Raw genomic sequence first — 25884 nt, forward strand, 5'->3', positions numbered from 1 at the left:
CTACCAGGAAGACTTCGTGATGCCCGGCAATTCGCCTCGGTGAGCCATTTCGCGGAAGCGCACACGGCTGATGCCGAACTCCTTGAGGTGGCCACGGGGACGACCGTCGATAGCGTCGCGATTGCGGACGCGGACGGGCGAAGCGTTGCGGGGCAGCTTCTGCAGGCCGACGCGGGCAGCCTCGCGGCTCTCGTCGGTGCCGTTCGGATCGATGAGAGCCTTCTTGAGCTCGAGACGCTTCGCAGCGTAGCGAGCGACGATCACCTTGCGCTGGTTGTTCTTCGCAACCATGCTCTTCTTGGCCATGTTTAGCGCTCCTCGCGGAATTCGACGTGCTTGCGGATGACCGGGTCGTACTTCTTGAGCACGAGGCGGTCGGGGTTGTTACGACGGTTCTTCTTGGTCACGTACGTGAAGCCGGTGCCCGCCGTCGAGCGGAGCTTGATGATCGGACGAACGTCCTGGGACTTGGCCATTAGATCTTCTCCCCACGAGCAAGGATGTCCTTGACGACCTTCTCGATGCCACGGGCATCGATGACCTTGATGCCCTTGGCGCTGAGCGTCAGGGTCACGTTACGTCGCAGGGACGGCACGTAGTAGGTCTTCTTCTGGACGTTCGGGTCGAAACGGCGCTTGGTGCGTCGGTGCGAGTGCGAGATGTTGTGTCCGAAGCCGGGAACGGCTCCAGTCACCTGGCAGGTTGCTGCCATGGTTATTCCTCCGTAGATACCGTAGGAGCCCGCCTCGTCTTACGGAGACTGGCCCTACCCAAGGTCACTTGTCGGCACGCGTCGTCCACTCCGCCAGGGCGGAAAGGCGTGGATTCGGCATACATGAGCGCAGATAGCACTCAACCAAAGAGCAAGCTTAGACGACACGCCCGCGTGTGAACAAGTCCTGAGGGCAAGCTCAGCCGGCGGGCAAGCTCAGCCGGCACCCGGCACCGAGCAGGCGGCGCACAGCCCGAACACGTCGACGACGTGGTTCGCCTGCGTGAAGCCGTGCTCGGCGGCGACGGCTCGCGCCCAGGTCTCGACCGGGTCGGCGGAGATCTCGACGGTGGTGCCGCAGTTCCGGCAGATGAGGTGGTGATGGTGGGCTCCCGTGGAGCAGGAGCGGTAGAGGCTCTCGCCGTCTTGCTGCAGGCTGTCGACCTCGCCCTCGCCCTCGAGCGAAGCGAGCGCCCGGTAGACGGTGGCGAGCCCGATCGCCGACCCGCCGTCGCGCAGCTGCGAGTAGAGCACCTGCGCGCTCACGAAGCCGCTCTTCTCGTGCAGCGCCTCGCGGACGGCCTCGCGCTGCCAGGTCTGCCGCTTCATGCGGCGACCTTCTCTCGGGACGGTGTGGGAGCCCCGGGTTCCTGCGCCCGCCCGCCCCTGCCGCGGGCGGAGCGCCGGCCCCCCACGATGCGGCAGACCAGCCAGATCGCGAACGAGATGGTCGTGACGTAGGGCGAGATCGGCAGGCCGCCGCCGAGGGCCAGGAGGATTCCGCCGACGACGCTGGTGACGGCGAAGACGACGCTGAGGATCGGCACCCAGAGCGGCGCGACCGTCAGGCGCAGCGCGGCCGCCGCCGGGGTGACGAGAAGAGAGAGGACAAGCAGTGCGCCGACGATCTGCACCGAGACCGCGACCGCAAGGCCGAGCGCGAGCATGAAGACGATCGACAGGCCGCGGACCGGGACGCCGGCTGCGGCCGCCACGTCGGGGTCGACGCTCGCGAACGTCAGGGGGCGCCAGACGACGAACAGCGTCACGACGACGACCGCCGAGATGCCGAGCAGCCAGCCGAGCTGCGGGTTGTCGACCGACACGATCTGGCCGGTCAGCAGGCCGAACTTGTTGGCGGCGCGGCCCTGGTAGAGGGCGAGCGAGAGGATCCCCAGACCGAGGCCGAACGGCATCAGCACGGCGATGATCGAGTTGCGCTCGCGGGCGCGGTTGCCCAGGAGGCCGATGATGAGGGCCGCCAGCACGCTGCCGACCACCGACCCGGTGACGACGTTGACGCCGACGAGCAGGGCGATGGAGGCGCCGGCGAACGAGAGCTCGCTGATGCCGTGCACTGCGAACGGCAGGTTGCGTGTGATCACGAACGGGCCGATCAGGCCGCCGACGACGCCGAGCACCGCGCCCGCGATGATCGAGTTGCGCACGAGCACGACGAGCTCGCCGAAGTTCTCGAACGACAGGATGTGAGTGAGCACGTCGAGGTTCATCGCACCGGGCCTTCGGGGTCGAGGTCGTCGGCGTGGTCGACGTGGTGGTCGTGATCGTGCGCCTCGCTGCCCCCGACGATCACGATGCGCCCCATCGTGCGCACCACGTCGACGGGCGTGCCGTAAAGATCGGAGAGGACGTCGGCCTGCAGCACCTCGTCGGGCGTGCCGATGGTGAAGCGCCCGCCGGCGATGTAGACGACGCGGTCGACCGCGTCGAGGATCGGGTTGACGTCGTGCGTCACGAAGACGACGGCGGCACCCGTGGTGCGACGCTGCTGGTCGATCAGCTCGGTGACACCGCGCTGGTGGCGCAGGTCGAGCGAGATGAGCGGCTCGTCGCACAGCAGCAGCGCCGGGTCGGAGGCCAGCGCCTGGCCCACGCGAGCCCGCTGCTGCTCGCCGCCCGACAGCGACGCCACCGGGGCCATCGCGAACGTCGTCGCGCCGACCTGCTCCACGAGCGAGTCGACCCGGGCCTTCTCGGCCCTGGTCTCGCGGCCCAGGCCGAAGCGATGGCCCGTGATCCCGAGGGCGATCATGTCGCGCGTCCGCAGCGGCGTGCCCGACTCCATCAGCCTCTGCTGGGGGATGTAGCCGATGCGGCGGTGGCCTCGACGAACCGGACGGCGCAGGAACTCGATCTCGCCGCCCGACAGCGCCTGCTGGCCGAGTACCGCCTTGAGCAGCGTCGTCTTGCCCGCCCCGTTCGGACCGAGAACCGCGATGAACTCACCCGGCGCCACATCGAGGTCGAGGTTCGCCCACAGCTCGCGGTCGCCGAAGCGCATGGCTGCGCCGCGGAGACGGAGGACGGGCTCGGCGCTCACTTGGTCAGGACGGCCTTCGCGAGAGCGGCCTTGACCGCGTCGATGTTCGCCTGCTGCCACGCCTGGTAGTCGTCGCCCTTCGGCAGCGTCTCGGTCACCGGGACGACCGGGATGCCGGCGGCCTCCGCGGCCTTCTGCACCTGCGAGGTCTCCGGGCTGGAGGCCTGCTCGTTGTACGCGAGGAGTGCGACCTTCTTCTGCGTCATCAGCTTCAGCGTGTCGTTCAGCGCGGAGGGAGCGACGTCGTCGCCCTCCTCCACGGCCTCGGAGAACGCCGACGGCGTCACGTTCGTCAGGCCGATCGCGTCGAAGAGGTAGCCGGGCACCGGCTCGGTGTACGACACGTCGTCGCCCGCGTAGGTCTTCTTCAGCGCGGCCGTCTGGGCCTCGAGCTTCGACATCGAGGCGCTGAACGTGACCGCGTTGTCGAAGAAGAGCTTCGAGTTGTCGGGGTCGGCGACCGAGAGGTCGGTGGCGATGCGGTTCGCCAGCTTCGCCATCGTCGCGTAGTCGTAGAAGACGTGCTCGTTGAGCTCGCCGTCGGTCGGGGTGAAGCCGGAGACCTCGACGGCGTTGATGAGGGTCGCCTTGCTGCTGGTCGAGTCGCGCATCGTGTCGACGTAGTCGTCGTAGCCGCCGCCGTTCTCGATGATCAGCTGCGCCTTCGAGATGGCGAGCTGCGTCTGCGCGTCGGCCTCGAACCCGTGCGGGTCTTGGTTGGGGTTCGACAGGATGCTCGTGACCGAGACGTGGTCGCCGCCGATCTGCGAGGCGATGTCGCCGTAGACGTTGGTCGAGGCGACGACGAGGACCTTCTCGTCGGACGAGGTCGAGGCGGAGGGCGTCGAAGACGAGCAGCCGGCCAGGGTCAGCGCGGCCACGACGGCCGTGGCTGCGGCGAGGAGGGGGTACTTCACGGAGGAATCCATCTAAGGGCGGCGCGGAGGGAGGAGGACGGGTGCCGCCCTGAGGCCCGACCGGGATCGACGCTATCGCTAAACGATAATCATTGTCAAAAGCAGTGGTACCGCGGTGCCTGAGCGCGGAACCGGGGGGCGATCCTGCGCGGCGCGGCACTGCGTACGCTGGCATCATGTCGACCCCCGCGCTCGCAGACGACCTGCTGCTGCCGCGCCCGCCGGGGCTCTTCCGTCGCTTGCTTGCGCGACCCTCCCTGCTTGTCGACGCCGTCGTGGCCCTGCCGGTGCTCGGCATCGAGTACCTCGACGCGCTCAGCGGCGACGGTCTCGGATTCCAGGGTGATCTGCTGCTGCACGGCACCTGGCCACTCGTGCTGATCGGCTGCGCCGGACTCCTGCTCCGGCGCCGCCAGCCGCTCGTCGCCCTGGCCGTCATCGCGGCGTTCGGCGTGACCCTGACCCTCCTGGGCCAGCCCTACCTCCTCGTCGCGGCCTCGTTCGCGGTCTACGCGGCGGCCGTCTACCGCTCACCACGGCTGGCCTGGCTGGGCCTGGCCGGCACGGTGGTCCTCTTCATCGCCGCCACGAGCGCGGCGCACCTGATCATGCACGACCGCTCCTTCTGGTCGGGATTGCAGGGGACCATCGGCCTCACCCTCTTCCTGGCCATCGCGGCCCTCATCGGCGTCAACATCGGCGACCGCAAGCGCTACCTCGACGCTCTCCTCGAGCGCGCCGCGCAACTAGCCCGCGAGCGCGACCAGCAGGGCCAGCTCGCCGCCGCCGCCGAGCGCTCTCGGATCGCCCGCGAGATGCACGACGTCGTCGCGCACAGCCTCTCGGTCGTCGTGCGCCTCGCCGACGGCGCCGACGCGATCGCCGACGCCGACCCTGAGAAGTCGCGCGAGACGGTGCGCCAGATCGGCGAGGTCGGACGGGAGTCGCTTCGCGACATGCGCCGCCTCCTCGGAGTGCTCCGCGACGACTCCTCGGCTGAGCTGGCACCGCAGCCGTCGCTCGACGAGCTCGACCGGCTGATCGAGACGTACCGCAGCGCAGGGCTGCCGGTCGCCGTCCAGCGCACCGGAGACGCGCCCTCCGACGTCGCCCTCCAGGTGGCCGTCTACCGCGCCGTCCAGGAGTCGCTCACCAATGCCCTGCGCTACGCGACCGAGCCCTCGCGCGTACTGGTCCAGCTCGCCTTCGAGCCCGAGTCGTCGACGGTCGACGTCACCGACGACGGCATCTTCGTCGGCGCCAAGCCGTCCGTCGGCACCGGCAGCGGCCTCGTCGGCCTGCGCGAGCGGGCCGCCGTGTTCGGAGGGACCGTCGAAGCCGGTTCGACCCGCTGGGACGGCGCCGGCTGGCGGGTCCGCATGACTCTTCACCACCCTCGAGAGGACTCCCCATGACCGACACGACCCTCCTCCTCGTCGACGACCAGGACCTCCTCCGCGCCGGCATGGCGATGGTGCTCGGCGCGGCCGAGGGGCTCCGTGTCGTCGGCGAGGCCACGAACGGCGCCGAGGCCGTCGAGCGCGCCGCCGCGCTCTCGCCCGACGTCGTGCTCATGGACGTCCGCATGCCCGGCATGGACGGCATCGAGGCGACGAAGCGGATCACCGAGGCCGCCCCGGAGACGCGGGTCGTCATCCTCACCACGTTCGACCTCGACGAGTACGCGTTCGGCGGCCTGAATGCGGGCGCCAGCGGGTTTCTGCTGAAAGACGCCCCCGCCGCCGACCTCGTCCAGGCGATCCGCACCGTCGCCGCGGGCGAAGCCATCGTGTCGCCCCGAATCACGCAGCGGATGCTCGAGATGTACCGCGGCAAGCTGCCCTCGCAGGCTGCTGCGACCGACGCCGACTCGCCGCTGTCCGAGCGCGAGCACGAGGTCCTGGTCGCGATCGGCCGCGGATTGTCGAACACGGAGATCGCCGCCGAGCTCTTCCTGTCGGAGTCGACGGTGAAGACGCACGTCGGGCGCATCCTGTCGAAGCTCGAGCTCCGCGACCGCGTCCAGGCCGTCATCTACGCGTACCAGCGCGGCCTCGTCTGAGTGGTACCAGGAGACGATATGCAAAATACTGAGTGATTGATATCCTCGAGGAATGATCGAAGCGATTGACCTAACTAAGCGATGCGGCGACAAGACTGTCGTCGACTCCATCTCATTCCGAGCCGAACCCGGCACCGTGACCGGCTTCCTCGGCCCCAACGGCGCAGGGAAGTCGACGACGATGCGCATGATCGTCGGTCTCGACCGACCCACCTCCGGCCGCGTCACCGTGAACGGCCATTCCTACGTCGACTCCCGGGCCCCGCTGCACGAGGCATCGGCCCTTCTCGATGCGAAGGCCGTGCACCCCGGCCGGACGGCCCGTGACCACCTTCGGATCATCGCCCGCACGCACGGCATCCCCGACCGCCGCGTCGATGAGATCCTCGACTACGCGGGGCTGTCCTCCGTAGCCCGCAAGAAGGTCGGCACGTTCTCCCTCGGGATGGGGCAGCGCGTCGGCATCGCCGCAGCGCTGCTGGCCGACCCGAAAGTCGTCATCCTCGACGAGCCGGTCAACGGCCTGGACCCCGAGGGCGTCATCTGGGTCCGCACGCTCGCGCGCGATCTCGCGGCGAGGGGGCGCACCGTCCTCCTCTCGAGCCACCTGATGGCCGAGATGGCGCAGACGGCCGACCGCGTGATCGTCCTCGGCCGCGGCCGGATCATCGCCGACGCGGCTATGGTGGACGTCCTCCGCGGGGCCGGCGACCCGAAGACCCGCGTCCGCAGCGACGACATGGCGCGCTTCGCACGCGTCCTCGAGGCGGCGGGCGCCGCGGTCACCGTCGAGTCTGCCGACACGGCTGTCGTCGACGGACCCGACAGCGCGTCGATCGCCCGGATGGCCTCGACGGCAGGCGTGATCCTGTTCGAGATCGCCCCTGTCAGCACGTCTCTCGAAGAGGCGTTCTTCGCACTGACCGATGACACGGTCGAATACCGCACCACCGAGAGGCCGAGCCGATGACCGCCGTTCCCGTTCTGCAGACCGCACCCCGCGCATCCTGGGCCGGATCGCTCCGGAGCGAGCTGCTCAAGCTCACCAGCCTGACATCGGTCCGCTGGACCTTCGTCATCGCCGTCGCCGCCGGTATCGTCGGCGCGATCCTGCAGGTCGGCATCGCAGTGACCCCGACGGCCGCACTGCTCGGCTCGACGGTGTTCAGCGCCGCCGCCATCGGCGTCATCGGCGCCGTCGCCGGCTCGTCCGAGTATGCGACGAAGACGATCGGACCGAGCCTCATGGCCGCCCCTCGACGCGCCGCGTTCCTGTTCTCGAAGCTCGTCGTCAGCGCCATCGCCGGAGCAGCTGTGAGCCTGGTGTCCGCGGTGCTCGGCATGCTGGTCGTCGGGCTCGTGCCTCGCGCGGACGATGTCGCGGCCATCGCCGGGTGCACGGCCTACGGCGCGGCCGTCGGCGCGTTCGCCGCGTGCTTCGGCATGGTGATCCGGAGCGCGGCCGGCAGTGTGGCGGGCATCCTCGGATTCCTGATCCTGCTGCCGGGCCTGCTCGGAGCCATCCGGCTCGGCGACGGCTACCTGAGCGACTTCAGCGTGGCCGAGAGCGGCGGTAGGCTCGTGACGGCGCCGACGGCGGGCGACGCCCTCGCAGCGGCGCTCGCGCTCGCCGTCTGGCTGGCAGCGTGCGGCACGGTCGCACTCGTGCGGCTGATCCGCACCGACGCCTAGATACAGCACCCGCTCCCACACCACGATCAGGACTCGGCACCGCAGAATTCTGCAGTGCCGAGTCCCGATCGTGGGCAGGAGAAGAAGAGCTGGCCCTTGCGCGCCGACGTCAGTCGAGCAACAGCGCCGGCTCCTCGAGCACCGAGGCGACATCGGCCACGAAGCGCGACGCCACGTCGCCGTCGACGACCCGGTGGTCGAACGACGCGCCGATGGTCGTGACCATGCGCGGACGCACCTCGCCGTCGACGACCCAGGGCTTCAGCTTGATGGTGCCCAGTGCGACGATGCCCACCTCGCCCGGGTTGAGGATGGGCGTGCCGGTGTCCATGCCGAACACGCCGATGTTCGTGATGGTGATGGTGCCGTCGGCGGTGTCGGCGGGCTGCGTCTTGCCGTCGCGCGCCGTCAGGGTGAGCTGCTCCAAGGCCTGCGCCAGCTCGAGCAGGGTCATCGCCTGCGCCTCTTTGACATTGGGCACGATGAGGCCGCGGGGCGTCGCGGCGGCGATCCCGAGGTTCACGAAGTGACGCACCAGGATCTCCTGGTCGGTCCACGCCGAGTTGACGGTGGGGTTGCGTCGCACCGCCCAGATGACGGCCTTCGCCATGATCAGCAGCGGCGAGACCTTCACGCCGGCGAACTGCGCGGAGTTCTTGAGGCGCTTGACGAACTCCATCGTGCGGGTCGCGTCGACGTCGACGAAGAGGCTGACGTGCGGGGCCGTGAACGCGCTCGACACCATCGCCGAGGCGATCGCCTTGCGGACGCCCTTGACGGGGATCCGCTCGATGCGCTCCTCGCTCCACTCGGGCGTCTCGATGTTGTGGAACACGCTGGCCTGGCGCGCGTGCCGGATCACGTCGTCGCGAGTCGTCTCGCCGGCGAGACCCGTCGGCTCGACGGTCGACAGGTTGACCCCGAGGTCTTTGGCGAGCTTCCGGATCGGCGGCTTGACGATGACAGGCTGCGCCGAGGCCGCAGGAACTGATGCCGGCCGCCGCCGCTTCTCTTCGGCAACCCGCTGCACCCGCGCGTCGGCCTCGCCCTTGGAGGGACGGCGTCGGCGAGTCGCACCGTGGGCCCCGGTGATGCCGTAGCCCACCAGCACCGACCCCGAGGCCTCGTCGGCTGCGGCAGCGGCGGGCGAGGCGGCGGCATACGCGGCCTCCTCGGCCTCGGCCTCGAGGACCTCGTCGGCGGGGGTGCGGGGGATCTCGCCGCCCGCGACTCGGATGATCGGGGCGCCGACGGCGACCGTCTGGCCCGAATCGACGAGCAGGGCGTCGACGACGCCGGCGAACGGCGAGGGGAGCTCGACGAGCGATTTGGCGGTCTCGATCTCGACGATGACCTGGTTCAGGGCGACGGTGTCGCCGGGCGCGACGCGCCATTCGACGATCTCGGCCTCGGTCAGGCCTTCTCCCACGTCGGGGAGGTGGAACTCGTTGCTGGTCGTGACAGTCGACACGGGATTCCTTCTAGTAGGCGAGGGCGCGGTCGACGGCCTCGAGCACGCGGTCGGCGTCCGGGAGGAAGACCGACTCGAGCTTCGCGGGCGGGAAGGGCGTGTCGTAGCCCGAGACGCGGAGCACCGGCGCCTCCAGCGAGTAGAACGCCTTCTCGGTGACGGTCGCGGCGATCTCGGAGCCGACGCTCACGTTCTGGGGCGCCTCCTGCGCGACGACGAGGCGGCCCGTCTTGCGGACGGACTCGAGCAGGGGGCCGTAGTCGACGGGCGACAGCGAGCGGAGGTCGACGACCTCGATGCTGATGCCCTCCTCGGCGGCGATCTCGGCGGCCTGGAGCAGGACGCTCACCATGGCGCCGTGGCCGACGACGGTGACCTCCGTGCCGACGCGGACGACGCGGCTCGCGTGCAGCGGCACTCCGGCCGAGGCGAAGTCGACCGGGCCCTTGGGCCAGTAGCGGCTCTTCGGCTCGAAGAACATGATCGGGTCGTCGCTCTTGATCGCCTCCTGGATCATCCAGTAGGCGTCGTGCGGGGTCGACGGGCTGACCAGGCGCAGGCCGGGGGTGTGCGCGAAGTACGCCTCCGGGCTCTCCTGGTGGTGCTCGACGGCGCCGATGTGCCCGCCGTAGGGCACGCGAATGACGACAGGGAAGGCCTGCGACCCCTCGTGGCGGGCCGTCAGCTTGGCGAGCTGCGAGGTGATCTGGTCGAAGCCCGGGAAGATGAAGCCGTCGAACTGGATCTCGGCGACCGGTCGGAATCCGCGCATCGCGAGGCCGATGCTCGCGCCGACGATGCCGGACTCGGCGAGCGGGGTGTCGATGACGCGCTTGACGCCGAACTCGGCCTTGAGGCCCTCGGTGACGCGGAAGACGCCGCCGAGCGTGGCGATGTCCTCACCCAGGAGGAGCACGCGCGGGTCGTCCTGCATCGCCTTGCGGAGGCCCGCGTTGAGCGCTCGGCCGAGCGGCATGGTCTCGAGGGCGGAGGCCGCAGGGGTTGCGAGGGTCTCGGCGGCGAGGGTCTGGGTGGCGTCGGTCATGAGGTCTCTCCGAAGGACGACTCGTAGTTGCTGAGCCACTCCCTCTGCTCGTCGATGCGCGGGTGCCGCTCCGAGTAGACGTGGCGGAACATCGAGTCGTTGTCGGGCTTCTCGAGGGCGAGCGTGCGCTTGCGCACGTCTTCGGCGAGGTCGTTCGCCTCCTCCTCGATCGAGGCGAAGAAGGCGTCGCTCTCGCCGCGGCTGCGCAGGAAGAGCTCGAAGCGGACGATCGGGTCGCGCGCTACCCACGACTGCAGCTCGTCGTCGGTGCGGTACTTCGTCGGGTCGTCGGAGGTCGTGTGGGCGCCGATGCGGTACGTCATCGCCTCGATGAACCGGGGACCGCCGCCCGCGCGAGCGGCGTCCATGTCGCGGAGCGTCACCGCGTAGCTCGCGAGGACGTCGTTGCCGTCGATCTGCGTGGAGGGGATGCCGAAGCCGGTGCCGCGGAGGTACAGCGGGGTGCGCGACTGCGTGGCCACCGGGACCGAGATGGCCCACTGATTGTTCTGCAGGAAGAAGACCTGGGGCGTCTGGAAGCTCGCGGCGAAGATGAAGGCCTCGTTGACGTCGCCCTGGCTGGTGGCGCCGTCGCCGAAGTAGGTGATGACGGCGGTGTCGCGCTCGGGGTCGCCGGTGGCGTAGTCGCCGTCGATGGCGACGCCCATCGCGTAGCCGGTGGCGTGCAGCGTCTGCGAGCCGATGACCAGCGTGTAGAGGTGGAAGTTCTGGCGCTCTGCCGGATCCCACCCGCCGTGCGTGTTGCCGCGGAGGAGACGGACGACGTCGACCGGGTCGATGCCGCGGACCATGCCCACGGCGTGCTCGCGATACGAGGGGAAGAGGTGGTCCTGCGGCCGGGTCGCTCGAGCCGAGCCGACCTGCGCGGCCTCCTGCCCGTGGCTCGGGACCCACAGTGCGAGCTGGCCCTGGCGCTGGAGGTTGCCGGCCTCGTCGTCGAAGCGTCGCGTCAGTACCATGTCGCGGTGGAACGACCGGAGGGTGTCGTCCGAGAGGGCCTCGATCACCGGGAGGAACTCGGCGGTGGCGTCGGAGACCTGGAGGACGCCAGCGGTATCCAGAAGCTGGACGGGAGCGGCGCCCGGGTCGGACTCTGCTGTCGGGCGCACGCCGTGCCCCATCGCGTCAGATGACATGAGGACGAGCCTATAGGGATGCTCCTCCTCGGAACCTAGAGGCTACGGACAACCTCCTGGGCCGCTCCTAGGAGTTTGTCGACAGACGCCGACTCGCCGATCGAGATCCGGATGCCCTCCGGGGCGAAGGCCCTGACCACGATTCCGGCGCGGTCGAACACCTCTGCGGCGCGCGCCGTGTGCTCGCCGGTGGGGAGCCAGACGAAGTTGCCCTGCGCCCTCGGAACGTCCCAGCCTTGGTCGATCAGGGCCTGCCGCACCTGATCGCGGAGGCGGACGATGCGCGACACGCGCTCGAGCAGCTCCTCCTCGTGCTCCAGCGAGGCGATCGCGGCCTGCTGGCCCATGGCGGTGACCGAGAGGGCGATCGCGGTGGATCGCGCGGCGTCGAGAACATAGGCCGGGCCGATGGCATAGCCGATGCGGAGTCCGGCCAGGCCGTAGGCCTTCGAGAAGGTCCGCAGCACGACGAGGTTGGGGTGCTTCTCGGTGAGCGACTCGCCCTGGACGGCGGTGTCGTCGGTGACGAACTCCGCATAGGCCTCGTCGAGCACGACGAGGACCGACTCGGGCACGGCGGCCATGAAGCGCTCGAAGTCGTGGGTCGAGACGACCTCGCCGGTCGGGTTGTTCGGCGAGCAGACGATGACGAGGCGCGTCGCATCGGTGACGGCGGCGGCCATGGCCTCGAGGTCGTGGCTGCCGTCGGCGCGGTTCGGCACCTGCACGCTCGTCGCGCCGGTCACCGTCACGAGGCCGGGGTAGGCCTCGAACGAGCGCCAGGCGTAGACGACCTCGTCACCCGGCTGGGCCGTCGCGAGGAGCAGCTGCGACAGGATCGAGATCGAGCCGGCACCGGCGTGGACCTCGTCGATGCCGACGCCGAAGCGCTCCGCGAGCACGGAGCGGAGGCCCGACGCCGCGCCGTCGGGGTAGCGGTTGACCTGGAGGCTGTCGCGGAGCACGTCGAGCACGGCCGGGAGCGGCTCGAACGGGTTCTCGTTGCTCGACAGCTTGAACGCGTGAGCGTCGGCCTGCTTGCCCTGGCGGTAGGGCGGAAGGGCGGCGATCTCCGGGCGGAGTCGAACGGGAACGGTCATCCCGCAAGACTACGGGCTACCACCGACGGCCCCGGGTCGGCATAGTGGTGCCCATGCGATTCTTCGTGCGACTGGTGATCAACGCCCTCGCCCTCTGGCTGACCACGTTCCTCCTCGCTCCCCACGTGAGCGTCGACTCCTTCGGCGATAAGACCGTCGTGCCGACCGTCCTCACCTACCTGCTCGTGGCCTTCATCTTCGGCCTCGTGAACAGCATCGTCGGCACGGTCATCCGGATCGTCGCCTTCCCCCTCTACATCCTCACGCTCGGCCTCGTGTCGTTCGTCGTCAACGGCCTGCTCCTCCTCGTCGTCGCCTGGGTCTCCGACGTGATCGGCTTCGGCCTCGACGTCGAGAACTTCGGCTGGGGCATCCTGGGTGCGCTCGTCCTGGCCATCCTCGGCTGGCTGATCGGCCTCGTGCTCCGCCCCCTGTTCGGCAACGTGCGCGGGCGAGCCTGACCACCATGGCCTTCGAGGTGAGCGCGTTCGACGAGGAGGGCGACACCCCGCCCCTCTTCCGCGTCGTGTTCGTCTGCACGGGAAACATCTGCCGCTCCCCCATGGCCGAGGTCGTCTTCCGGGCTCGCGTCGAGGAGGCGGGCTTCGGCGACCGCGTGGTCGTCGGCTCTCGCGGAACCGGCGACTGGCACGTCGGCGAGCACGCCGACGCCCGCACGGTCGCCGCCCTCCAGAGGCGCGGCTACGATGGTTCTCGGCATCGGGCCCGGCAGTTCGAGGCCGCCGACTACGACCGCCACGACCTCGTGGTGGTCTTCGATCGGGGCCAGGAGCGCATCCTCCGCGGCTGGGCTCCGACCGAGGCCGACCGGTCGAAGGTGCAGCTGCTGCTGAGCTTCGACCGCGACGCGGCCACGGGCGCAGGCGACGGGACGGACGTCCCCGACCCCTACTACTCCGATGCCGCCATGTTCGAGACGGTCCTCGACATGGTCGAGCACGCGTCGACGGCGCTGTTCCGGCAGATCGAACCAGCACTCCGACAGGGATCCACCACATGAGCCTTCCTCCCCAGCCTCTCAGCCCGCTCGACGGCCGCTACCGTCCAGCCGTCTCCGAGCTCGGCGAGTTCCTGAGCGAGGCCGGCCTGAACCGGGCCCGCGTCCACGTCGAGATCGAGTGGCTGATCGCGCAGACCGATCGCTCCTTCGCCGGAACTCCGCCTCTCACCGCCGACCAGAAGGCCGCGCTCCGCCAGGTCGTCGCCGACTTCGGCCAGCCCGACATCGACGAGCTCGCCACCCTCGAGGCCACCACGCGCCATGACGTGAAGGCCGTGGAGTACTACGTCCGCGCCCGCCTCGCCGACCTGGGCCTCGCGTCGATCGCCGAGCTCACCCACTTCGCCGCCACCAGCGAGGACATCAACAACCTCTCCTACGCGCTCACGGTCAAGCAGGCCGTCTTCGAGGTGTGGCTGCCCCGGTTCGACCACGTCATCGCCCTGTTCGCCGGCCTCGCCGAGCAGCACGCCGAGACGCCGATCCTGTCGCACACCCACGGTCAGCCGGCGACTCCGTCGACCGTCGGCAAGGAGTTCGCGGTCTACGCCTACCGCCTCGGCCGCATCCGCTCGCAGATCGCGGGCTCGGAGTTCCTCGGCAAGTTCTCGGGCGCGACCGGCACGTTCTCGGCGCACGTCGCCGTCGACCCGGCCATCGACTGGGTCTCCGTCTCGCGCTCGTTCGTGGATGGCCTCGGCCTCACCTGGAACCCGCTGACCACCCAGATCGAGTCGCACGACTGGCAGGCCGAGCTCTACGACCGCGTGGCCCACGCCAACCGCGTGCTCCACAATGTCGCGACCGACATCTGGACCTACATCTCGATGGGCTACATCACCCAGATCCCGGTCGCCGGCGCGACCGGCTCGTCGACCATGCCGCACAAGATCAATCCGATCCGGTTCGAGAACGCCGAGGCCAACCTCGAGCTGTCGAGCGCCCTGTTCTCGTCGCTCTCCGAGACCCTCGTCACGAGCCGCCTCCAGCGCGACCTCACCGACTCGTCGGCGCAGCGCAACATCGGCGTCGCCTTCGGCCACTCGATGCTCGCCCTCGACAACATCACCCGCGGCCTCGGCGAGATCTCGATCAACGCCGACGCCATGGCCGACGACCTCGACGGCAACTGGGAGGTGCTCGGCGAGGCGATCCAGACGGTCATCCGCGCCGAGATCACCGCCGGCCGCTCGACCATCAGCGATCCCTATGCGCTGCTCAAGGAGCTCACGCGCGGCCACCGCGTCTCGCAGGCCGACCTCGTCGCATTCGTCGAGGGGCTCGACATCGGCGACGCCGCCAAGGCACGGCTGACGGCGCTCACACCCGCGACGTACACGGGTCTCGCCGCGTCGCTCGTGAGCTACCTGCGGTAGGTGCGCGCGCCGAGTTCCTGCGCCCGGCAGAAAATTTCAAGGAGATTTTGCTGTCGCGACGCCCGGCATGCTGATCTGCCGGGGTTGCCGGCGAATTTCTCCTTGAAATTCGGAGGGGGGCGGCGAGGGGCCTCGGCCGGGGTGAACTCAGTGGCCGCGGGGGTAGTGGCGGTCGTCGTCGTCGCTCTCGAGCATGCCCTTGATGCGGCCGTTCTCGTCGCGGATCTCGTGCATCTCGGCGTCGTTCGGCTTCGAGGCGAGCGACAGCATCGCGAGGACGACGACCGCGAGGATGAACGCGATGCAGAGGAAGATGCCGGCGAGGTTCAGCTCGCGCGTCGCCAGGAGCACGATCAGGCCGGTGAAGACGGCGAACACCGCCGAGAGGCCGAGGAGCTCGGCCGGACGGACGCGTTCGCGGCGGCTGGGTGTGGTCATGAGGAGTGTGCTCCGTCGGTGCTGGATTCGTGCGTGCCCGTCTGCCACTTGAGCGACAGGCCCTGAATGATCAGGAAGACGGCGACGAGCGCGCCGTAGGCGCCGACGAAGCCCACCAGGATCGTCGACGAGGTCAGGGTGCCCTGGATCTTCTCGATGCCGCCGAGCTCTTTCGAGTAGTCGGTCGGCACGATCAGGTAGATCACGGCGAGCAGCAGGGTCAGTCCCCCGACGATCATCCAGTCGCGCGAGAGGGCGCTCCGGCCGCGACGCCGAAGCCCTGCGACGAGCTCGAGCACGCCGGTGATGAGCGCCCAGCCGGTGACGACGGCGACGAGCAGCACGAGGCCGCCGGTCGGAACGAGCAGCGCCACGAGCCCGAAGGCGACGCCGACGGCGCCCTGAACGATCGCGATGAGCCGGCTGCTGGGGTCGGAGAGGAAGCGGTACGACGCGAGGGCGACGATCACGCCGCCCGCCACCGTCGTGGCGCCGAAGGTGGTGAGGCCGATGTTCGGCGAGTGGTCGTTCACGAAGGTCGTGACCATGCCCAGCACGAGGAGCGGCAGCGCCCGGAGGATGGGGACGGGCCAGTAGCGCGAGTCGCTCGCGGCGTCTAGCTGGTGGGCCGTCACGTTTCTTCTTCCGGTGGATTGGGGACGATCGAGTTTACCCCGGGCCGAACCGGCCGCTCGCCGAGGCTGCTCGGCGCCGAGGGTTCTCGACCGGGCCGCTCACCGCACGGCGAGGCGCCACGCGAATCCGACGAGGAACCGGGGGATCCGCCCGCGCATGCTCAGCACCTGGCGCACGAGGTCGGCCGGGCGGATCCGCAGGACTCCGGCGGCCACGGGCACGACCCCGACGAGCGGACGGTCGGGCCTGGCCACCACCGTCTCGATGTCGTGCTCCGACGCGAGCGTCGAGACCCGGGTGTAGAGCGTCGTGGTCTGCTGCCACACGCGCAGCCGGCTGCCGCGGATCACCTTGACGCCCTCGACCAGAAGCGGATCGTCGACCGGCCCGACGACGAGCCGATAGTACATGCGGCGATCGCCGGGGCCGCCCCGAGGAAGGAGGTCGGCGAATCCGGCGAGCACCGGCCGGGCCGAGAACCCTTGCAGCCCTCGCGCCGAGCCCCTTTCGACCGTGGAGCGGTAGCCGTCGCGGCCGTCCGGCACGACGCCGACGCGGAGCTCGAGCCCGTCGAGGTCGAGAACCCGCGAGGGCGCAGGAACTCCGAGCCCCGCCGCCCGTGCCTGGGCGACGATGTCGTCGCCCACCGCATCGGCACGGCCCGGGACGTCGACGGGCTCAGCGCCGGTGACGGCCGTGACACCGCCGACCATCCGCTCGGTGAACCGGGCCAGGACTGGTGTGGCGCGCTGGGCTGCGGTGGTCAGCGACATGGCGCTACCTCTTTCTGTACGGCGGGGTCCTGCGTGGTCGAGCTGTGCGTGCTCGGACGGTCCTCGATCACGGGGCGCCCCTCCGCTGCCGCTCGGACGAAGTCGACGAGGTCGGCGCGAGCCGCCGGGCCGAGCGGGTACGCCTCGAAGTCGAGGCCGTGCCGGGCCCCGGCGCAGGTGCGGACAGTGACGTCGGCGCCGGCCGCAGCCGCTCGGCCCATCGCCCATCGGGCGACCGCGGCGGTGTCGACGTACAGGTCGTCCGCGGGGTCGCTGAGCTCGACGAGAGCGGGGATGCCGGCCGGGAGCGGCCTCGCCGATGCGAGCTCGGCCTCGACGAGCAGGCGCCCGGCGAAGAGCGGGTCGAGCAGCGGCGACGCCGGGCTCGGCGGCCCGGCGACAGGAGCACTGCGGTCATGAGTGAGCGCGCGGAGTCGGGAGACCCCGTCCCCTCCCGCGGCCGGATACGGGGCGAGCGCCGGGACCTCCAGCGCGAGTCCGGAGACCGGCCGGTCGAACGCCGCCAGGAGATCCGCGCTCTGCGCGATGCGGGTGGCGAGCAGCCCGCCGAACGACCAGCCGGCGAGCACGAACGGCGTGTCGTCTTCGGTCGACGTCGCTGCCCCGACGCGCGCCGCCAGCTCGGACAGGTCGTCAAAGCTCCACACGTCGATGGGGCCGGCATCGGTGAGGCCGTGCGACGGCAGGTCGAACGACACGACGCGGACGCCCGCCCGGCTCAGCTCGTCGAAGAGCGCGGGGTGGTTGTCGAGCCGGTCGGCGTGGCCGTGCAGGAAGAGCACCTCCGCCACCTCCGCCCCGCGCGCGGGTACGACGCCGACCCGCACCCGGTGCGCCCCGGACCCGAGGTCGGGCACCGACAGCCAGCCGGTCTCGAGTCGGGGGACGACCGAGGCGGGGTCCGCCCGCAGCGTGACGACGCCGGCGGGCGCGGAAGTCGGCCCCGCCTCAGCGACGACCGGCACCGCGAGCGCGACGACGGACGCCACCGCGAGCAGGACGCCGAGAGCGCGGCCGAGGCGAGTCACGCGCCGGCTCGCAGCCGCAGGAGGTCGTCGGCGACGAGTCCGGCCGTGATCCGCTCGGCGAGCGCGGCGATGGTCAGCGACGGGTTGGCGCCGGTCGAGGTCGGGCAGAGGGCGCCGTCGACGACGTAGAGCCCGGCATGGACTCCGCCGCGACCGTCGAAGACTCGCCCGCGGGAGTCGCAGGCACCCGCGTCGGCGGTGTCGGCGAGCACGGCGCCGCCGAGAGGGTGGACCGTGATCGGCGTGTACGAGGGCTTCCCTCGCGCCATCAGAGCGTGCCGGGGGTTGGCGACCAGGGTCGCCTCGGCGTCTTCCGACAGCAGCGCGATGTCGCTGGCCTCGGCGGCGAACACGCCGTGGGTGCCCGAGTCGCGCCAGACCACGCGCGGTGCTCCGCGGCGGTCGAGGATGATCCGTCCCCGGGAGCCGTCGCCTCCCATGGCGAGCCACACCTGCGAGTGCTCCAGCGCGCCGCAGCCGGGCGGACAGCCGCCCGCGCGGATGTCGCACCACACCTTCTGGTCGCGCTGCAGCGCGAACCGGGCGCCGAGGATCCGCCGCAGGATCTCGCCGATGCCGTGCGGGATCGCGCCGTCCTGCACGAGGTGCCCGCCGGTAGGCGTCCGCAGATCGACCATCTCGGTGATGGTCGGGCCGGTCCGGAAGTCGGGGTCGAGCTGGTCGGCGGCGCCCAGGCCGGTGCGCCGGTCGGTCGAGTTGTAGGCCACGGCGAGCGCGTCTCCGTTGCCCGAGAAGCGGTCGCCGAGCGCGGGTGAGAGATCGAGCTGGGTGCTGCGGAGGAGGATGCCGGTGGTGCCGATCGCCCCGGCACCGAGGACTACCAGGTCGCAGCTCACCTCGAACGGGACAACCGTCGCGCGGCGACCGCGCTGCTCGTACCGGCGCCCGCGGACCACCCACCGCCTTCCGGCGTGAGGCGACGGCGCAACGGTATCGACCTCGACCCGCGTGACGAGACGGGCGCCGGCCCGGACGGCGGCCGGAAGATAGTTCGTCCAGAGCGTGCCCTTGGCGCCGACATTGCAGCCGGTCATGCAGTTGCCGCAGAGGGTGCACTGCGGCTGCACGACGCCGTGGGCGTTGAGAGGCTCGGGCCGGGTGAGGTTGATGGCCACGGGCACGCGCGTCGACGCCGTGCCATGGGCGTCGGCCAGGCTGCCGAGGGCCGCGGCCTTGGCGAACGTCGGACCCTGCCACGTCTCCGGGCGCATCATCGCCCGGACGCGGTCGAACCACGGGGCCATCGACGCGGCAGTGATCTCGGCGGGCCACCCCTCGGTGAAGACCTCGGGACGCGGCTCGAGCAGCACGTTCGCGTAGATGAGTGAGCCGCCGCCGAGACCGGAGGCGACGAGCGAGTCGATGTCGCGGCCGAAGGTGAGGTCGAACAGCCCGTCGGGATTCCGCTTGGTCCGAACCGACGACCTCACCTCCGAGAATTCGGTCGGGAACTCCCCGGGCAGCCACTCTCGGCCGCGCTCCAGCACGACGAGGTCGCCGTCGGCCACCTGCGGCGCGAGGCGGGCAGCGGCGACGGACGCTCCGAAGCCGGAGCCGATCACGACGACCTCGCAGTCGGCAGGCATCGCGTCGCTCGCGAGCCGGGTGAATGGTGCGCTCATCGGGCGCCTCCTTCGGTGGGTGCCGCTCGATCGCTGCGGACGGAGTCAGCGATGATCTCGCTCGCGGCTCTCTCGGCCATGGCGAAGATGGTCATGAGGGGAAAGAGCGCGGGGATCTCGGGAAAGACGGAGGCGTCGACCACGCGGACCCCGTCGGCCCCGCGCAGACGGAATCGCGAGTCGAGCACGGCCATCGGGTCGCCGTCGCTCCCCATGCGGGCGCTGCAGCTGGCATGGTGCCCCCACGTGTCGCGCCGGATGAGGTCGTCGAGATCGGAGTCGGACTCGACGTCGGGCCCGGGATACGTCTCGATGTCGGTGACCCCGTCGGAGAAGCGGAGATGCCGAGCGGTCTCGTTGATGCTCCTCGCCCGGGCGATGCCCTCGCGCATCGCCGCCAGGTCGCGGTCGCTCTCGGGGCCGCCGCGGCCGTCTCCGAAGTACTTGAAGTTGATCGCCGGGGTGTCGGTGGGGTCGGCCGAGCGGAGGCGGACGGTTCCGTGGTTGCTGGTCGTGTAGCCGCGCAGCACGGCCCAGTTGAAGTGAGTGCCGCCGGCGAGACCGGCTGCTGCGAAGCCGGGCCGGTAGCCGGTGAAATTGGACGGCGCGCCGAAGACGAAGAGCTCCGGATGGTCGGAGCCGCCCGCCACCTTCTGCTTGATGCCAATGAGGATCCCGTTCGAGCGGTAGAGCGCGTTCGGGTCGTCGGCACGCCACTGCGCCACGCCGGGGTCGCCGGGAGCGCCGTAGGTGGCGCCGCGCAGCACGGAGAACGGACGGTCGTACTCGGTGACGACCGTCATCTCGTAGCGGTCCTGGAGGTTCGCGCCGACGCCCGGGAGGTCGAGGACGGGCTCGATGCCGTGCTCGCGCAGGTGAGCCGCGGGGCCGACGCCCGACAGCAGCAGCAGCTGGGGCGTGTTGAAGGCGCCCGCCGCGACGATCACCTCGCGGCGCACGGTCACCCGCCGTCGAGCCGCCCGCCGCTCGGCGTGGGACAGCCTGCGCTGACGGGGACTCGCCGCGTAGGCGTTCGGCGCCAGCAGGACGTCGAGCCCGACCGCCCTCGGCCGCGAGCCGCCCTCGTCGAACACGATGCGCTCCACGAGCGCGTCGGTCTGAAAGAACAGGGTGCCGGCCAGACGGGGCGCCGCCTCGAGGAGCCGCTCGCGGGCGCCGTAGCGGCGGCCGTCGCGCGTGGACTGAGGCACGAGGGTCGCGCCCTCACGGAGCGATTCGATGGCGAGAGGGTCGTTGGGGTCGAACAGGGTGCCCCCGACACGGCCGTTGACCGCGTCGACCGCCGTGGCGGGCCCCGCCTGACCGGCCGTGTCGACCACGGCCGCCGTGACGATCCGCGCCAGCACGGGGTCTTTCGCGAGAAGCGTCGCCGGTGACGTCTCGATGGGAAGCCACTCCCGCACCCGGCGCTCGAACGGCGCCATTCCGAGGGCGTTCCAGCTGGGATCGCCGATCGCCCGGCCGATGCGGTCCCAGTCGTCGTTCTCGGGCGCCAGCATGAGCATCGCGTGGTGCGCGGTGCACCCGCCGAGGGTCGACGCCCGAGGGTAGAGCACGCCGTCCTCCTCCCGGACGAACGCGGAGCCGTGCAGCGCGCGGTCGGTGTAGTGCCGGACGTGGAAGTCCCAGCTCATCTCGGGATCACTCGACGCGAACAGGTGGAAGGCGGGGATCGAGTACACGTCGCGTCGGTCTTCGCCGGCCCCGCCTCGACGACGAGGACGCTGTGACCCGCCTCGGCGAGACGGACGGCGACCGGGCCGCCGCCTGCTCCTGCGCCGATGACGACGTAGTCGAACTCGTCGCGGTCGGCGAGGGCGTTCGTGTCGGTCACCGGGCGGCGCGGGCCGGCGTCGACGCGCGGGGTGAACCCCGGCTGCGCCGACGCGACCCCTGCGACGGCCGCGGCGGCGCCGATCGCGCCGACCCCGGCGGCCACGAAGCCGCGGCGGGTGACGGTGGGGCGGGTCACCGCGAGTTCCTGCTGTCGAGACCGAGGCCGAGCGCCGCGACGGCGGCCGACAGAGCGAACAGCACGAGGACGACCCCGGCGAAGGGGAGCGGAGCCACGACGACGAACGCGAGCCCGACGGCGACGAGGATGCCGAGCCGGGTCGACGTCGCCTCGCGCCGGAGGACGATGTCGACGACGGCCGGGACAGCGAGGGACAGCGCCGCCACGACCGTGGCCGCCGTCGCACCGCCGAGCACGGCCGCGGCTACCGTGGCGATCAGCAACCCGCAGTACTCGAGGACCCGGTGGGTGCGGGGCCGCACGTCGCTCAGCAGAGCCACGACGATCGCCGCGCACAGGCACGCGACGCCCAGCAGGAGACCCGGCCACGGCGAGCGCGGCTCGAGGAGGCCGGCCACGGCCGGGATGCCGCCCAGCGCGATCTGCGCGACGAGCACGACCGACGCCGTCAGCCGCATCAGCGGCCACAGGCGCTCGTAGGTGGGGCGGTCGACCCGTCGCGCCCCGATCAGGACGGCGAGGGCGGTGAATCCGGCGAGCGTGGCGACGTCGGCCCCGTCGACCGCCGGGCCGTCGTGGGTGAGCGGGTGCACGGCGAGAGCCGCGGTGAGGGGAATCAGGATCGTCGTCGACACGACGACGGTGCGCGACAGGCCGACGGCGCTGGTCCACCAGACGCCGGCGAGTGCGGCCACGATCCCGGCCAGCGGAAACACCCCGTAGACGTGCGCGATCGCCGACCAGACGAAGGCGAGCCACTGCGTCGCCGCGAAGTGGACAGGCGAGCGGAACCACAGGGCGAGCACGGCGTTCACTGCGACGATGGCGACGAGCGCGACCAGCAGGCCGCCGCCGATCCCGGCCAGGGTCGACCCGGCCGACAGGGCGAACGCGGATGCCACCCCGGCCCACCCGGCGAGGGCCCGGGCGCTTTCGACCTGGCCCCGGGACGCGAGGAGCCGCCCCCGCACGACGAGCGCCGCCGTCGCAGCGGCCAGGACGGTGGGAATCACCCATCCCGCGAGAAGCGGCAGCGCCTCGCCGACGAGGAGCACGACCGCCGATACCGCGATGGCGGCGGCGACCGTGGTGACGGCGAGGTGCCGTGAGGTGGGTGTGGTCATGACGGACGAGTCTACCAAAATGCAGAGTGTCAGATATTACAGATCGGAGAAGGATGCACCGGGCGAAGACGGACGCACAGCGCGCCGGAGGCGCCTTCCCAGCCTTCCCCGCTACGTTCGCGATATCTGTACCGGAGCACCTGCTCGAACCCGCGACTGAGAAGTCGATCCCCAGTCATGGGAGATGACTTGTCCGTCCTCGATTCCCCCACGGTCGCCGACCCCGTGCCGACCCGGGTCCGCAACAGCGCCGAGCTTCCGGCCGGCTTCCGCGGCACCACCTCCGGCGCCACGTCGAAGCCCATCAGCACCTACACCGCCCTGCTCTCGCGCGTGCGGGACGCCGGCCTCCTCGAACGCCGCACCGGCTTCTACATCGGCATGTTCGTGGTCGTCACCCTGCTGCTCGCCGCCGCCGTCGCCGGGTCGTTCCTGCTCGGCGACAGCTGGTTCCAGCTCCTGATCGCCGGCGGCATCGGCCTGCTCTTCACGCAGTACGCCTTCCTCGCTCACGAGACGGCGCACCGCCAGGTGTTCTCGTCGGGCGTCGTCTCCGACCGGGTCGGCCGAATCCTCGCGTCGGGCGTCGTCGGCATGAGCTACGCCTGGTGGACCTCGAAGCACACCAAGCACCACGGCAACCCGAACACGATCGGGCGCGACACCGACATCGACTACGACACCGTGTCGTTCCTCGAGCAGGACGCCGTCAAGCAGCGCGGCCTCAGCCGCCTGTTCACGCAGAAGCAGGGCTACGCCTTCTTTCCCATCCTGCTGTTCGAGGGCGTGAACCTCCACCTGCTCTCGTACCGCACGCTCTTCGGGCGCGGCAAGGTCGACAAGCGCTGGCACGAGATCGCCATGGTCACGGTGCGCTTCACCGTCTACCTCGGCCTGATCTTCTGGTTCCTCCCGGTCGGCATGGCGTTCGCCTTCGTCGGCGTGCAGCTCGCGATCTTCGGCCTCTACATGGGCTCGGCCTTCGCGCCGAACCACATCGGCATGCCGATCATCCCCGAGGGCAGCCGCGTCGACTTCCTGTCGAAGCAGGTCCTCACCTCGCGCAACATCACCGGCGGCGGCTTCATGACCTTCGCGATGGGCGGCCTCGACTACCAGGTCGAGCACCACCTCTTCCCGAGCATGGCCCGACCGCACCTCCGCAAGGCCTCGAAGATGGTGCGCGAGCACTGCCTCGAGCACGGCGTCCCCTACACCCAGAACAGCCTGCCGCAGGCGTTCGGCACCGTCATCCGCTACCTCAACCGCGTCGGCCTCGCCGCGCGTCGCCCGTTCGACTGCCCGATGGCGGCGGAGCTCCGCCCACGCTGATCGCCTCCAGCATCTAGGGTCGAGTCATGGCCGCCCTCGACGAACTCCGCACCGCGGAGGCGCGCCGCATGCTCGGCCTCGAAGACGGCACGGCTCTCCGCGCGCGGGCCGAGGCGTGGCTCGCCCAGGGCCTGATCTCGCCCAGCCTCGAGCTCCTCGCCGCCAGCTACGATCTGACCGACGGCGAGGCCCTGCGCCTCCTGCGCTCGGCCGCGGTCGAGCTCGACGTCGTGTTCGCGACGACGCAGAAGGCCCGCTCGCACTACCTGACGGCGTCGATGTCGACCCTGACGACGGCCGAGGGAGTCGGCGGCATCGTCGCGGTCTCGAACGGGGTCACCGACGAGCTGACGGCGCGCGCCCGCCGGGCTCTGGCCCGGGTCTTCGGGCGCAGGAGCTGACCGACTGCATGGTGATCTACTGCTCCGTGGCCTCGACCCACCAGGTGAGCTCGTCGTCGATGTGCAGGTCGCGCCGCAGCTCGCCGTCCTTCACGTGCAGCACCTCGAAGTCGAGGTCGTAGAGGCTGCCGGTGGTGAGCCTGCCGGTGAGACGCAGGTGGGGCAGGAACTCGCCCGACCCCACGTCGTTGACGGTGTTCTCGACGCCGGCGATCCTCGACACGTCGATCGACGCCGCCTTCCACACGGGGTCGCACCCGGCGTAGAAGAGCACCCTGCCGCCGTCGACGACGGCGGTGAGGAACGACTCGCCGACGATCGCCAGCTCACGGTCGCCGTGCACGGCCTCGAGGCTCCGGAGCACGATGCGGGTCGCGAGCGGCGCCAGCAGGTGCTTGGGCTCGGCGGTCGGGTGCAGCTCGGCGACCTCCGCCTGGCGGGCGAGGGCTTCGTGATCATGCGCTGTAGTGGCCATGCGCGAGACGGTAGACCTCGCGACCGGGCAGGCGTCGGTCGGGGTACGCCCGGCCCGACGACGCCTGCCGGGTCTAGCGTCCCCCTCATGGACTATAGAAACCTCGGCAACTCAGGAACCATCGTGTCGGAGCTGACACTCGGGACCATGACCTTCGGCGCAGAAGCCGACGAGCAGACCTCCCACCAGATCCTCGACACCTTCGTGGAGCACGGCGGCACGTTCGTCGACACCGCCGACGTGTACTCGTCGGGTGTCTCGGAGTCGATCATCGGCTCCTGGCTCGCCGCGCACCCCACCGAGGCGCAGCAGATCGTGCTCGCCACCAAGGGCCGCTTCCCGATGGGCGACGGCCCCAACGACCTCGGCCTCTCGCGCCGCCACCTCCGCACCGCCCTCGACGCCTCGCTCACCCGCCTCGGAGTCGAGCACATCGACCTGTACCAGATGCACGCGTGGGACGCCCTGACCCCCATCGACGAGACGCTGCGCTTCCTCGACGACGCCGTCGCCGCCGGCAAGATCGGCTACTACGGCTTCTCGAACTACCTCGGCTGGCAGCTCACCAAGGCCGTGCACCGCGCCGCGGCCCTCGACCTCGTGCCGCCGGTGACGCTGCAGCCGCAATACTCCCTGCTCGTGCGCGACATCGAGCACGAGATCGTCCCCGCCTCGCTCGACGCGGGCATCGGCCTTCTGCCCTGGTCGCCCCTCGGCGGCGGCTGGCTCACCGGCAAGTACAAGCGCGACGAGTCGCCCACGGGAGCCTCGCGCCTCGGTGAGAACCCGGCCCGCGGCATGGAGGCGTGGGAGGCCCGCAACGGCGACCAGCGCACCTGGGACATCCTCGACGCCGTCCAGGCGACCGCTAAGGACCACGACGCGACGGCATCGCAGGTCGCCATCGCCTGGCTCCTCGAGCAGCCCGCCGTGACGAGCGTCATCCTCGGCGCGCGCACGGTCGACCAGCTCGTCGACAACCTCGGCGCGAGCGGCCTCGGACTGAGCGCCGGCGACGTGGCCACGCTGTCGGCGGCGAGCGCCCCGGCGGCCGACGACTACCCGTACGGGGTGGCCGGCGTCGCGCAGAGGGTCAGGAAGATCGGGGGCGGGCGCTAGTTCC

Annotated in this window: 30 protein-coding genes; 10 read left to right on the forward strand and 20 right to left on the reverse strand. The window is 70.6% G+C overall.

The annotated features are described in order from the left end of the window. The 7 genes from rpsN to EDF46_RS08370 all read right to left on the reverse strand — a co-directional run bounded on the left by rpsN (nt 1) and on the right by EDF46_RS08370 (nt 3970). On the reverse strand, nt 1–306 hold the full coding sequence (rpsN, locus tag EDF46_RS08340; RefSeq protein WP_123505791.1) for a 30S ribosomal protein S14: 306 nt from the start codon (nt 304–306) through the stop codon (nt 1–3). 2 nt (nt 307–308) lie between these two features. After that, nucleotides 309–476 carry a 50S ribosomal protein L33 gene (gene rpmG / locus EDF46_RS08345; RefSeq protein ID WP_055961458.1) on the reverse strand — a complete coding sequence of 56 codons (168 nt, stop codon included), beginning with the start codon at nt 474–476 and terminating at the stop codon, nt 309–311. Next, complete coding sequence (gene rpmB / locus EDF46_RS08350; RefSeq protein ID WP_123505792.1) at nt 476–712, reverse strand: 50S ribosomal protein L28; 237 nt, start codon at nt 710–712, stop codon at nt 476–478. Before rpmB ends, rpmG begins: the two co-directional genes overlap by 1 nt. A gap of 216 nt (nt 713–928) precedes the next feature. Beyond that, nucleotides 929–1321, reverse strand: coding sequence for a Fur family transcriptional regulator (locus tag EDF46_RS08355; protein ID WP_123505793.1), 393 nt, complete (start codon nt 1319–1321; stop codon nt 929–931). Continuing rightward, a complete protein-coding gene (locus tag EDF46_RS08360) occupies nt 1318–2223 on the reverse strand; it encodes a metal ABC transporter permease (protein WP_123505794.1) in 906 nt (301 codons plus the stop codon). Before EDF46_RS08360 ends, EDF46_RS08355 begins: the two co-directional genes overlap by 4 nt. Beyond that, on the reverse strand, nt 2220–3053 hold the full coding sequence (locus EDF46_RS08365) for a metal ABC transporter ATP-binding protein (RefSeq protein WP_233579941.1): 834 nt from the start codon (nt 3051–3053) through the stop codon (nt 2220–2222). Before EDF46_RS08365 ends, EDF46_RS08360 begins: the two co-directional genes overlap by 4 nt. Continuing rightward, nucleotides 3050–3970, reverse strand: a complete 921-nt coding sequence (locus EDF46_RS08370) for a metal ABC transporter solute-binding protein, Zn/Mn family (RefSeq protein ID WP_233579942.1) — start codon at nt 3968–3970, stop codon at nt 3050–3052. Before EDF46_RS08370 ends, EDF46_RS08365 begins: the two co-directional genes overlap by 4 nt. Before the next feature lie 176 nt (nt 3971–4146). Here EDF46_RS08370 and EDF46_RS08375 point away from each other — a divergent pair, with 176 nt between their 5' ends. The 4 genes from EDF46_RS08375 to EDF46_RS08390 are packed head-to-tail and all read left to right on the forward strand — an operon-like array spanning nt 4147 to nt 7724. After that, nucleotides 4147–5385: a sensor histidine kinase gene (locus tag EDF46_RS08375; protein WP_123505796.1), complete on the forward strand. Its 1239-nt coding sequence runs from the start codon at nt 4147–4149 to the stop codon at nt 5383–5385. Further along, entirely contained in the window at nt 5382–6032 is a 651-nt protein-coding gene (locus EDF46_RS08380) for a response regulator transcription factor (RefSeq protein WP_123505797.1), read from the forward strand. Before EDF46_RS08375 ends, EDF46_RS08380 begins: the two co-directional genes overlap by 4 nt. 52 nt (nt 6033–6084) lie before the next feature. Then, complete coding sequence (locus EDF46_RS08385) at nt 6085–7002, forward strand: ABC transporter ATP-binding protein (RefSeq protein ID WP_123505798.1); 918 nt, start codon at nt 6085–6087, stop codon at nt 7000–7002. After that, nucleotides 6999–7724 carry a hypothetical protein gene (locus EDF46_RS08390; protein WP_123505799.1) on the forward strand — a complete coding sequence of 242 codons (726 nt, stop codon included), beginning with the start codon at nt 6999–7001 and terminating at the stop codon, nt 7722–7724. Before EDF46_RS08385 ends, EDF46_RS08390 begins: the two co-directional genes overlap by 4 nt. Before the next feature lie 109 nt (nt 7725–7833). On the opposite strand, the gene EDF46_RS08395 is transcribed toward EDF46_RS08390, so the two are convergent. The 4 genes from EDF46_RS08395 to EDF46_RS08410 all read right to left on the reverse strand — a co-directional run bounded on the left by EDF46_RS08395 (nt 7834) and on the right by EDF46_RS08410 (nt 12497). After that, a complete protein-coding gene (locus EDF46_RS08395) occupies nt 7834–9195 on the reverse strand; it encodes a dihydrolipoamide acetyltransferase family protein (protein ID WP_123505800.1) in 1362 nt (453 codons plus the stop codon). A 10-nt stretch (nt 9196–9205) separates the two neighbouring features. Further along, a complete protein-coding gene (locus EDF46_RS08400; protein WP_233579953.1) occupies nt 9206–10171 on the reverse strand; it encodes an alpha-ketoacid dehydrogenase subunit beta in 966 nt (321 codons plus the stop codon). 65 nt (nt 10172–10236) lie between these two features. Further along, nucleotides 10237–11382: a thiamine pyrophosphate-dependent dehydrogenase E1 component subunit alpha gene (locus EDF46_RS08405; RefSeq protein ID WP_123505802.1), complete on the reverse strand. Its 1146-nt coding sequence runs from the start codon at nt 11380–11382 to the stop codon at nt 10237–10239. Between the two features lie 50 nt (nt 11383–11432). Beyond that, nucleotides 11433–12497 carry a histidinol-phosphate transaminase gene (locus EDF46_RS08410; protein ID WP_123505803.1) on the reverse strand — a complete coding sequence of 355 codons (1065 nt, stop codon included), beginning with the start codon at nt 12495–12497 and terminating at the stop codon, nt 11433–11435. A gap of 53 nt (nt 12498–12550) precedes the next feature. Between EDF46_RS08410 and EDF46_RS08415 the strand changes: the two genes are divergently transcribed. Genes EDF46_RS08415 through purB form a run of 3 tightly spaced genes read left to right on the forward strand, consistent with a single transcriptional unit; the run spans nt 12551 to nt 14894 of the window. After that, nucleotides 12551–12958 (forward strand): phage holin family protein, encoded by a 408-nt coding sequence (locus EDF46_RS08415; protein WP_123505804.1) that lies wholly within the window; start codon nt 12551–12553, stop codon nt 12956–12958. 5 nt (nt 12959–12963) lie between these two features. Further along, nucleotides 12964–13518, forward strand: a complete 555-nt coding sequence (locus EDF46_RS08420; protein ID WP_123505805.1) for a low molecular weight protein-tyrosine-phosphatase — start codon at nt 12964–12966, stop codon at nt 13516–13518. Continuing rightward, entirely contained in the window at nt 13515–14894 is a 1380-nt protein-coding gene (purB, locus tag EDF46_RS08425; RefSeq protein ID WP_123505806.1) for an adenylosuccinate lyase, read from the forward strand. The genes EDF46_RS08420 and purB overlap by 4 nt, the downstream gene beginning before the upstream one ends. 147 nt (nt 14895–15041) lie before the next feature. Here the strand turns inward: purB and EDF46_RS08430 are convergent, their stop codons facing one another. From EDF46_RS08430 to EDF46_RS08465, 8 genes are all read right to left on the reverse strand, one after another. Further along, the gene (locus EDF46_RS08430) at nt 15042–15332 is read right to left on the reverse strand and encodes a hypothetical protein (protein ID WP_123505807.1); all 291 of its coding nucleotides are present in this window, start codon (nt 15330–15332) and stop codon (nt 15042–15044) included. Further along, nucleotides 15329–15967 (reverse strand): DUF308 domain-containing protein, encoded by a 639-nt coding sequence (locus tag EDF46_RS08435; RefSeq protein WP_123505808.1) that lies wholly within the window; start codon nt 15965–15967, stop codon nt 15329–15331. Before EDF46_RS08435 ends, EDF46_RS08430 begins: the two co-directional genes overlap by 4 nt. Nucleotides 15968–16066: 99 nt before the next feature. Continuing rightward, nucleotides 16067–16741, reverse strand: coding sequence for a hypothetical protein (locus tag EDF46_RS08440; RefSeq protein ID WP_123505809.1), 675 nt, complete (start codon nt 16739–16741; stop codon nt 16067–16069). Further along, complete coding sequence (locus EDF46_RS08445; RefSeq protein WP_158614191.1) at nt 16732–17790, reverse strand: alpha/beta hydrolase; 1059 nt, start codon at nt 17788–17790, stop codon at nt 16732–16734. Before EDF46_RS08445 ends, EDF46_RS08440 begins: the two co-directional genes overlap by 10 nt. Further along, nucleotides 17787–19433, reverse strand: a complete 1647-nt coding sequence (locus EDF46_RS08450) for a GMC oxidoreductase (RefSeq protein ID WP_123505810.1) — start codon at nt 19431–19433, stop codon at nt 17787–17789. The genes EDF46_RS08445 and EDF46_RS08450 overlap by 4 nt, the downstream gene beginning before the upstream one ends. Beyond that, on the reverse strand, nt 19430–21136 hold the full coding sequence (locus EDF46_RS08455) for a GMC family oxidoreductase (RefSeq protein WP_148061174.1): 1707 nt from the start codon (nt 21134–21136) through the stop codon (nt 19430–19432). The genes EDF46_RS08450 and EDF46_RS08455 overlap by 4 nt, the downstream gene beginning before the upstream one ends. Further along, nucleotides 21085–21426 carry an FAD-binding protein gene (locus EDF46_RS08460; RefSeq protein WP_123505812.1) on the reverse strand — a complete coding sequence of 114 codons (342 nt, stop codon included), beginning with the start codon at nt 21424–21426 and terminating at the stop codon, nt 21085–21087. Before EDF46_RS08460 ends, EDF46_RS08455 begins: the two co-directional genes overlap by 52 nt. Next, complete coding sequence (locus EDF46_RS08465; RefSeq protein ID WP_123505813.1) at nt 21423–22553, reverse strand: hypothetical protein; 1131 nt, start codon at nt 22551–22553, stop codon at nt 21423–21425. Before EDF46_RS08465 ends, EDF46_RS08460 begins: the two co-directional genes overlap by 4 nt. 177 nt (nt 22554–22730) lie before the next feature. Here EDF46_RS08465 and EDF46_RS08470 point away from each other — a divergent pair, with 177 nt between their 5' ends. After that, entirely contained in the window at nt 22731–23885 is a 1155-nt protein-coding gene (locus EDF46_RS08470; protein ID WP_123505814.1) for an acyl-CoA desaturase, read from the forward strand. Between the two features lie 26 nt (nt 23886–23911). After that, a complete protein-coding gene (locus EDF46_RS08475) occupies nt 23912–24286 on the forward strand; it encodes a hypothetical protein (protein WP_123505815.1) in 375 nt (124 codons plus the stop codon). A 16-nt stretch (nt 24287–24302) separates the two neighbouring features. On the opposite strand, the gene EDF46_RS08480 is transcribed toward EDF46_RS08475, so the two are convergent. Continuing rightward, complete coding sequence (locus EDF46_RS08480) at nt 24303–24761, reverse strand: hypothetical protein (RefSeq protein ID WP_123505816.1); 459 nt, start codon at nt 24759–24761, stop codon at nt 24303–24305. 87 nt (nt 24762–24848) lie between these two features. On the opposite strand from EDF46_RS08480, the gene EDF46_RS08485 reads away from it, so the two are divergent. Further along, nucleotides 24849–25880 (forward strand): aldo/keto reductase, encoded by a 1032-nt coding sequence (locus tag EDF46_RS08485; RefSeq protein WP_123505817.1) that lies wholly within the window; start codon nt 24849–24851, stop codon nt 25878–25880. The last annotated feature ends 4 nt before the right edge of the window (nt 25881–25884 follow it).

This window comes from Frondihabitans sp. PhB188 (genome assembly GCF_003752365.1).
Lineage (GTDB): Bacteria > Actinomycetota > Actinomycetes > Actinomycetales > Microbacteriaceae > Frondihabitans.

Excerpts from the sequence above, each read along its gene's own strand:
- rpsN (WP_123505791.1), bottom strand. The coding sequence starts at position 306 with ATGGCCAAGAAGAGCATGGTTGCGAAGAACAACCAGCGCAAGGTGATC.
- rpmG (WP_055961458.1), bottom strand. The coding sequence starts at position 476 with ATGGCCAAGTCCCAGGACGTTCGTCCGATCATCAAGCTCCGCTCGACG.
- rpmB (WP_123505792.1), bottom strand. The coding sequence starts at position 712 with ATGGCAGCAACCTGCCAGGTGACTGGAGCCGTTCCCGGCTTCGGACAC.
- EDF46_RS08355 (WP_123505793.1), bottom strand. The coding sequence starts at position 1,321 with ATGAAGCGGCAGACCTGGCAGCGCGAGGCCGTCCGCGAGGCGCTGCAC.
- EDF46_RS08360 (WP_123505794.1), bottom strand. The coding sequence starts at position 2,223 with ATGAACCTCGACGTGCTCACTCACATCCTGTCGTTCGAGAACTTCGGC.
- EDF46_RS08375 (WP_123505796.1), top strand. The coding sequence starts at position 4,147 with ATGTCGACCCCCGCGCTCGCAGACGACCTGCTGCTGCCGCGCCCGCCG.
- EDF46_RS08380 (WP_123505797.1), top strand. The coding sequence starts at position 5,382 with ATGACCGACACGACCCTCCTCCTCGTCGACGACCAGGACCTCCTCCGC.
- EDF46_RS08385 (WP_123505798.1), top strand. The coding sequence starts at position 6,085 with ATGATCGAAGCGATTGACCTAACTAAGCGATGCGGCGACAAGACTGTC.
- EDF46_RS08390 (WP_123505799.1), top strand. The coding sequence starts at position 6,999 with ATGACCGCCGTTCCCGTTCTGCAGACCGCACCCCGCGCATCCTGGGCC.
- EDF46_RS08400 (WP_233579953.1), bottom strand. The coding sequence starts at position 10,171 with ATGCCGCTCGGCCGAGCGCTCAACGCGGGCCTCCGCAAGGCGATGCAG.
- EDF46_RS08405 (WP_123505802.1), bottom strand. The coding sequence starts at position 11,382 with ATGGGGCACGGCGTGCGCCCGACAGCAGAGTCCGACCCGGGCGCCGCT.
- EDF46_RS08410 (WP_123505803.1), bottom strand. The coding sequence starts at position 12,497 with ATGACCGTTCCCGTTCGACTCCGCCCGGAGATCGCCGCCCTTCCGCCC.
- EDF46_RS08415 (WP_123505804.1), top strand. The coding sequence starts at position 12,551 with ATGCGATTCTTCGTGCGACTGGTGATCAACGCCCTCGCCCTCTGGCTG.
- EDF46_RS08420 (WP_123505805.1), top strand. The coding sequence starts at position 12,964 with ATGGCCTTCGAGGTGAGCGCGTTCGACGAGGAGGGCGACACCCCGCCC.
- purB (WP_123505806.1), top strand. The coding sequence starts at position 13,515 with ATGAGCCTTCCTCCCCAGCCTCTCAGCCCGCTCGACGGCCGCTACCGT.
- EDF46_RS08430 (WP_123505807.1), bottom strand. The coding sequence starts at position 15,332 with ATGACCACACCCAGCCGCCGCGAACGCGTCCGTCCGGCCGAGCTCCTC.
- EDF46_RS08440 (WP_123505809.1), bottom strand. The coding sequence starts at position 16,741 with ATGTCGCTGACCACCGCAGCCCAGCGCGCCACACCAGTCCTGGCCCGG.
- EDF46_RS08450 (WP_123505810.1), bottom strand. The coding sequence starts at position 19,433 with ATGAGCGCACCATTCACCCGGCTCGCGAGCGACGCGATGCCTGCCGAC.
- EDF46_RS08465 (WP_123505813.1), bottom strand. The coding sequence starts at position 22,553 with ATGACCACACCCACCTCACGGCACCTCGCCGTCACCACGGTCGCCGCC.
- EDF46_RS08470 (WP_123505814.1), top strand. The coding sequence starts at position 22,731 with ATGGGAGATGACTTGTCCGTCCTCGATTCCCCCACGGTCGCCGACCCC.
- EDF46_RS08475 (WP_123505815.1), top strand. The coding sequence starts at position 23,912 with ATGGCCGCCCTCGACGAACTCCGCACCGCGGAGGCGCGCCGCATGCTC.
- EDF46_RS08480 (WP_123505816.1), bottom strand. The coding sequence starts at position 24,761 with ATGGCCACTACAGCGCATGATCACGAAGCCCTCGCCCGCCAGGCGGAG.
- EDF46_RS08485 (WP_123505817.1), top strand. The coding sequence starts at position 24,849 with ATGGACTATAGAAACCTCGGCAACTCAGGAACCATCGTGTCGGAGCTG.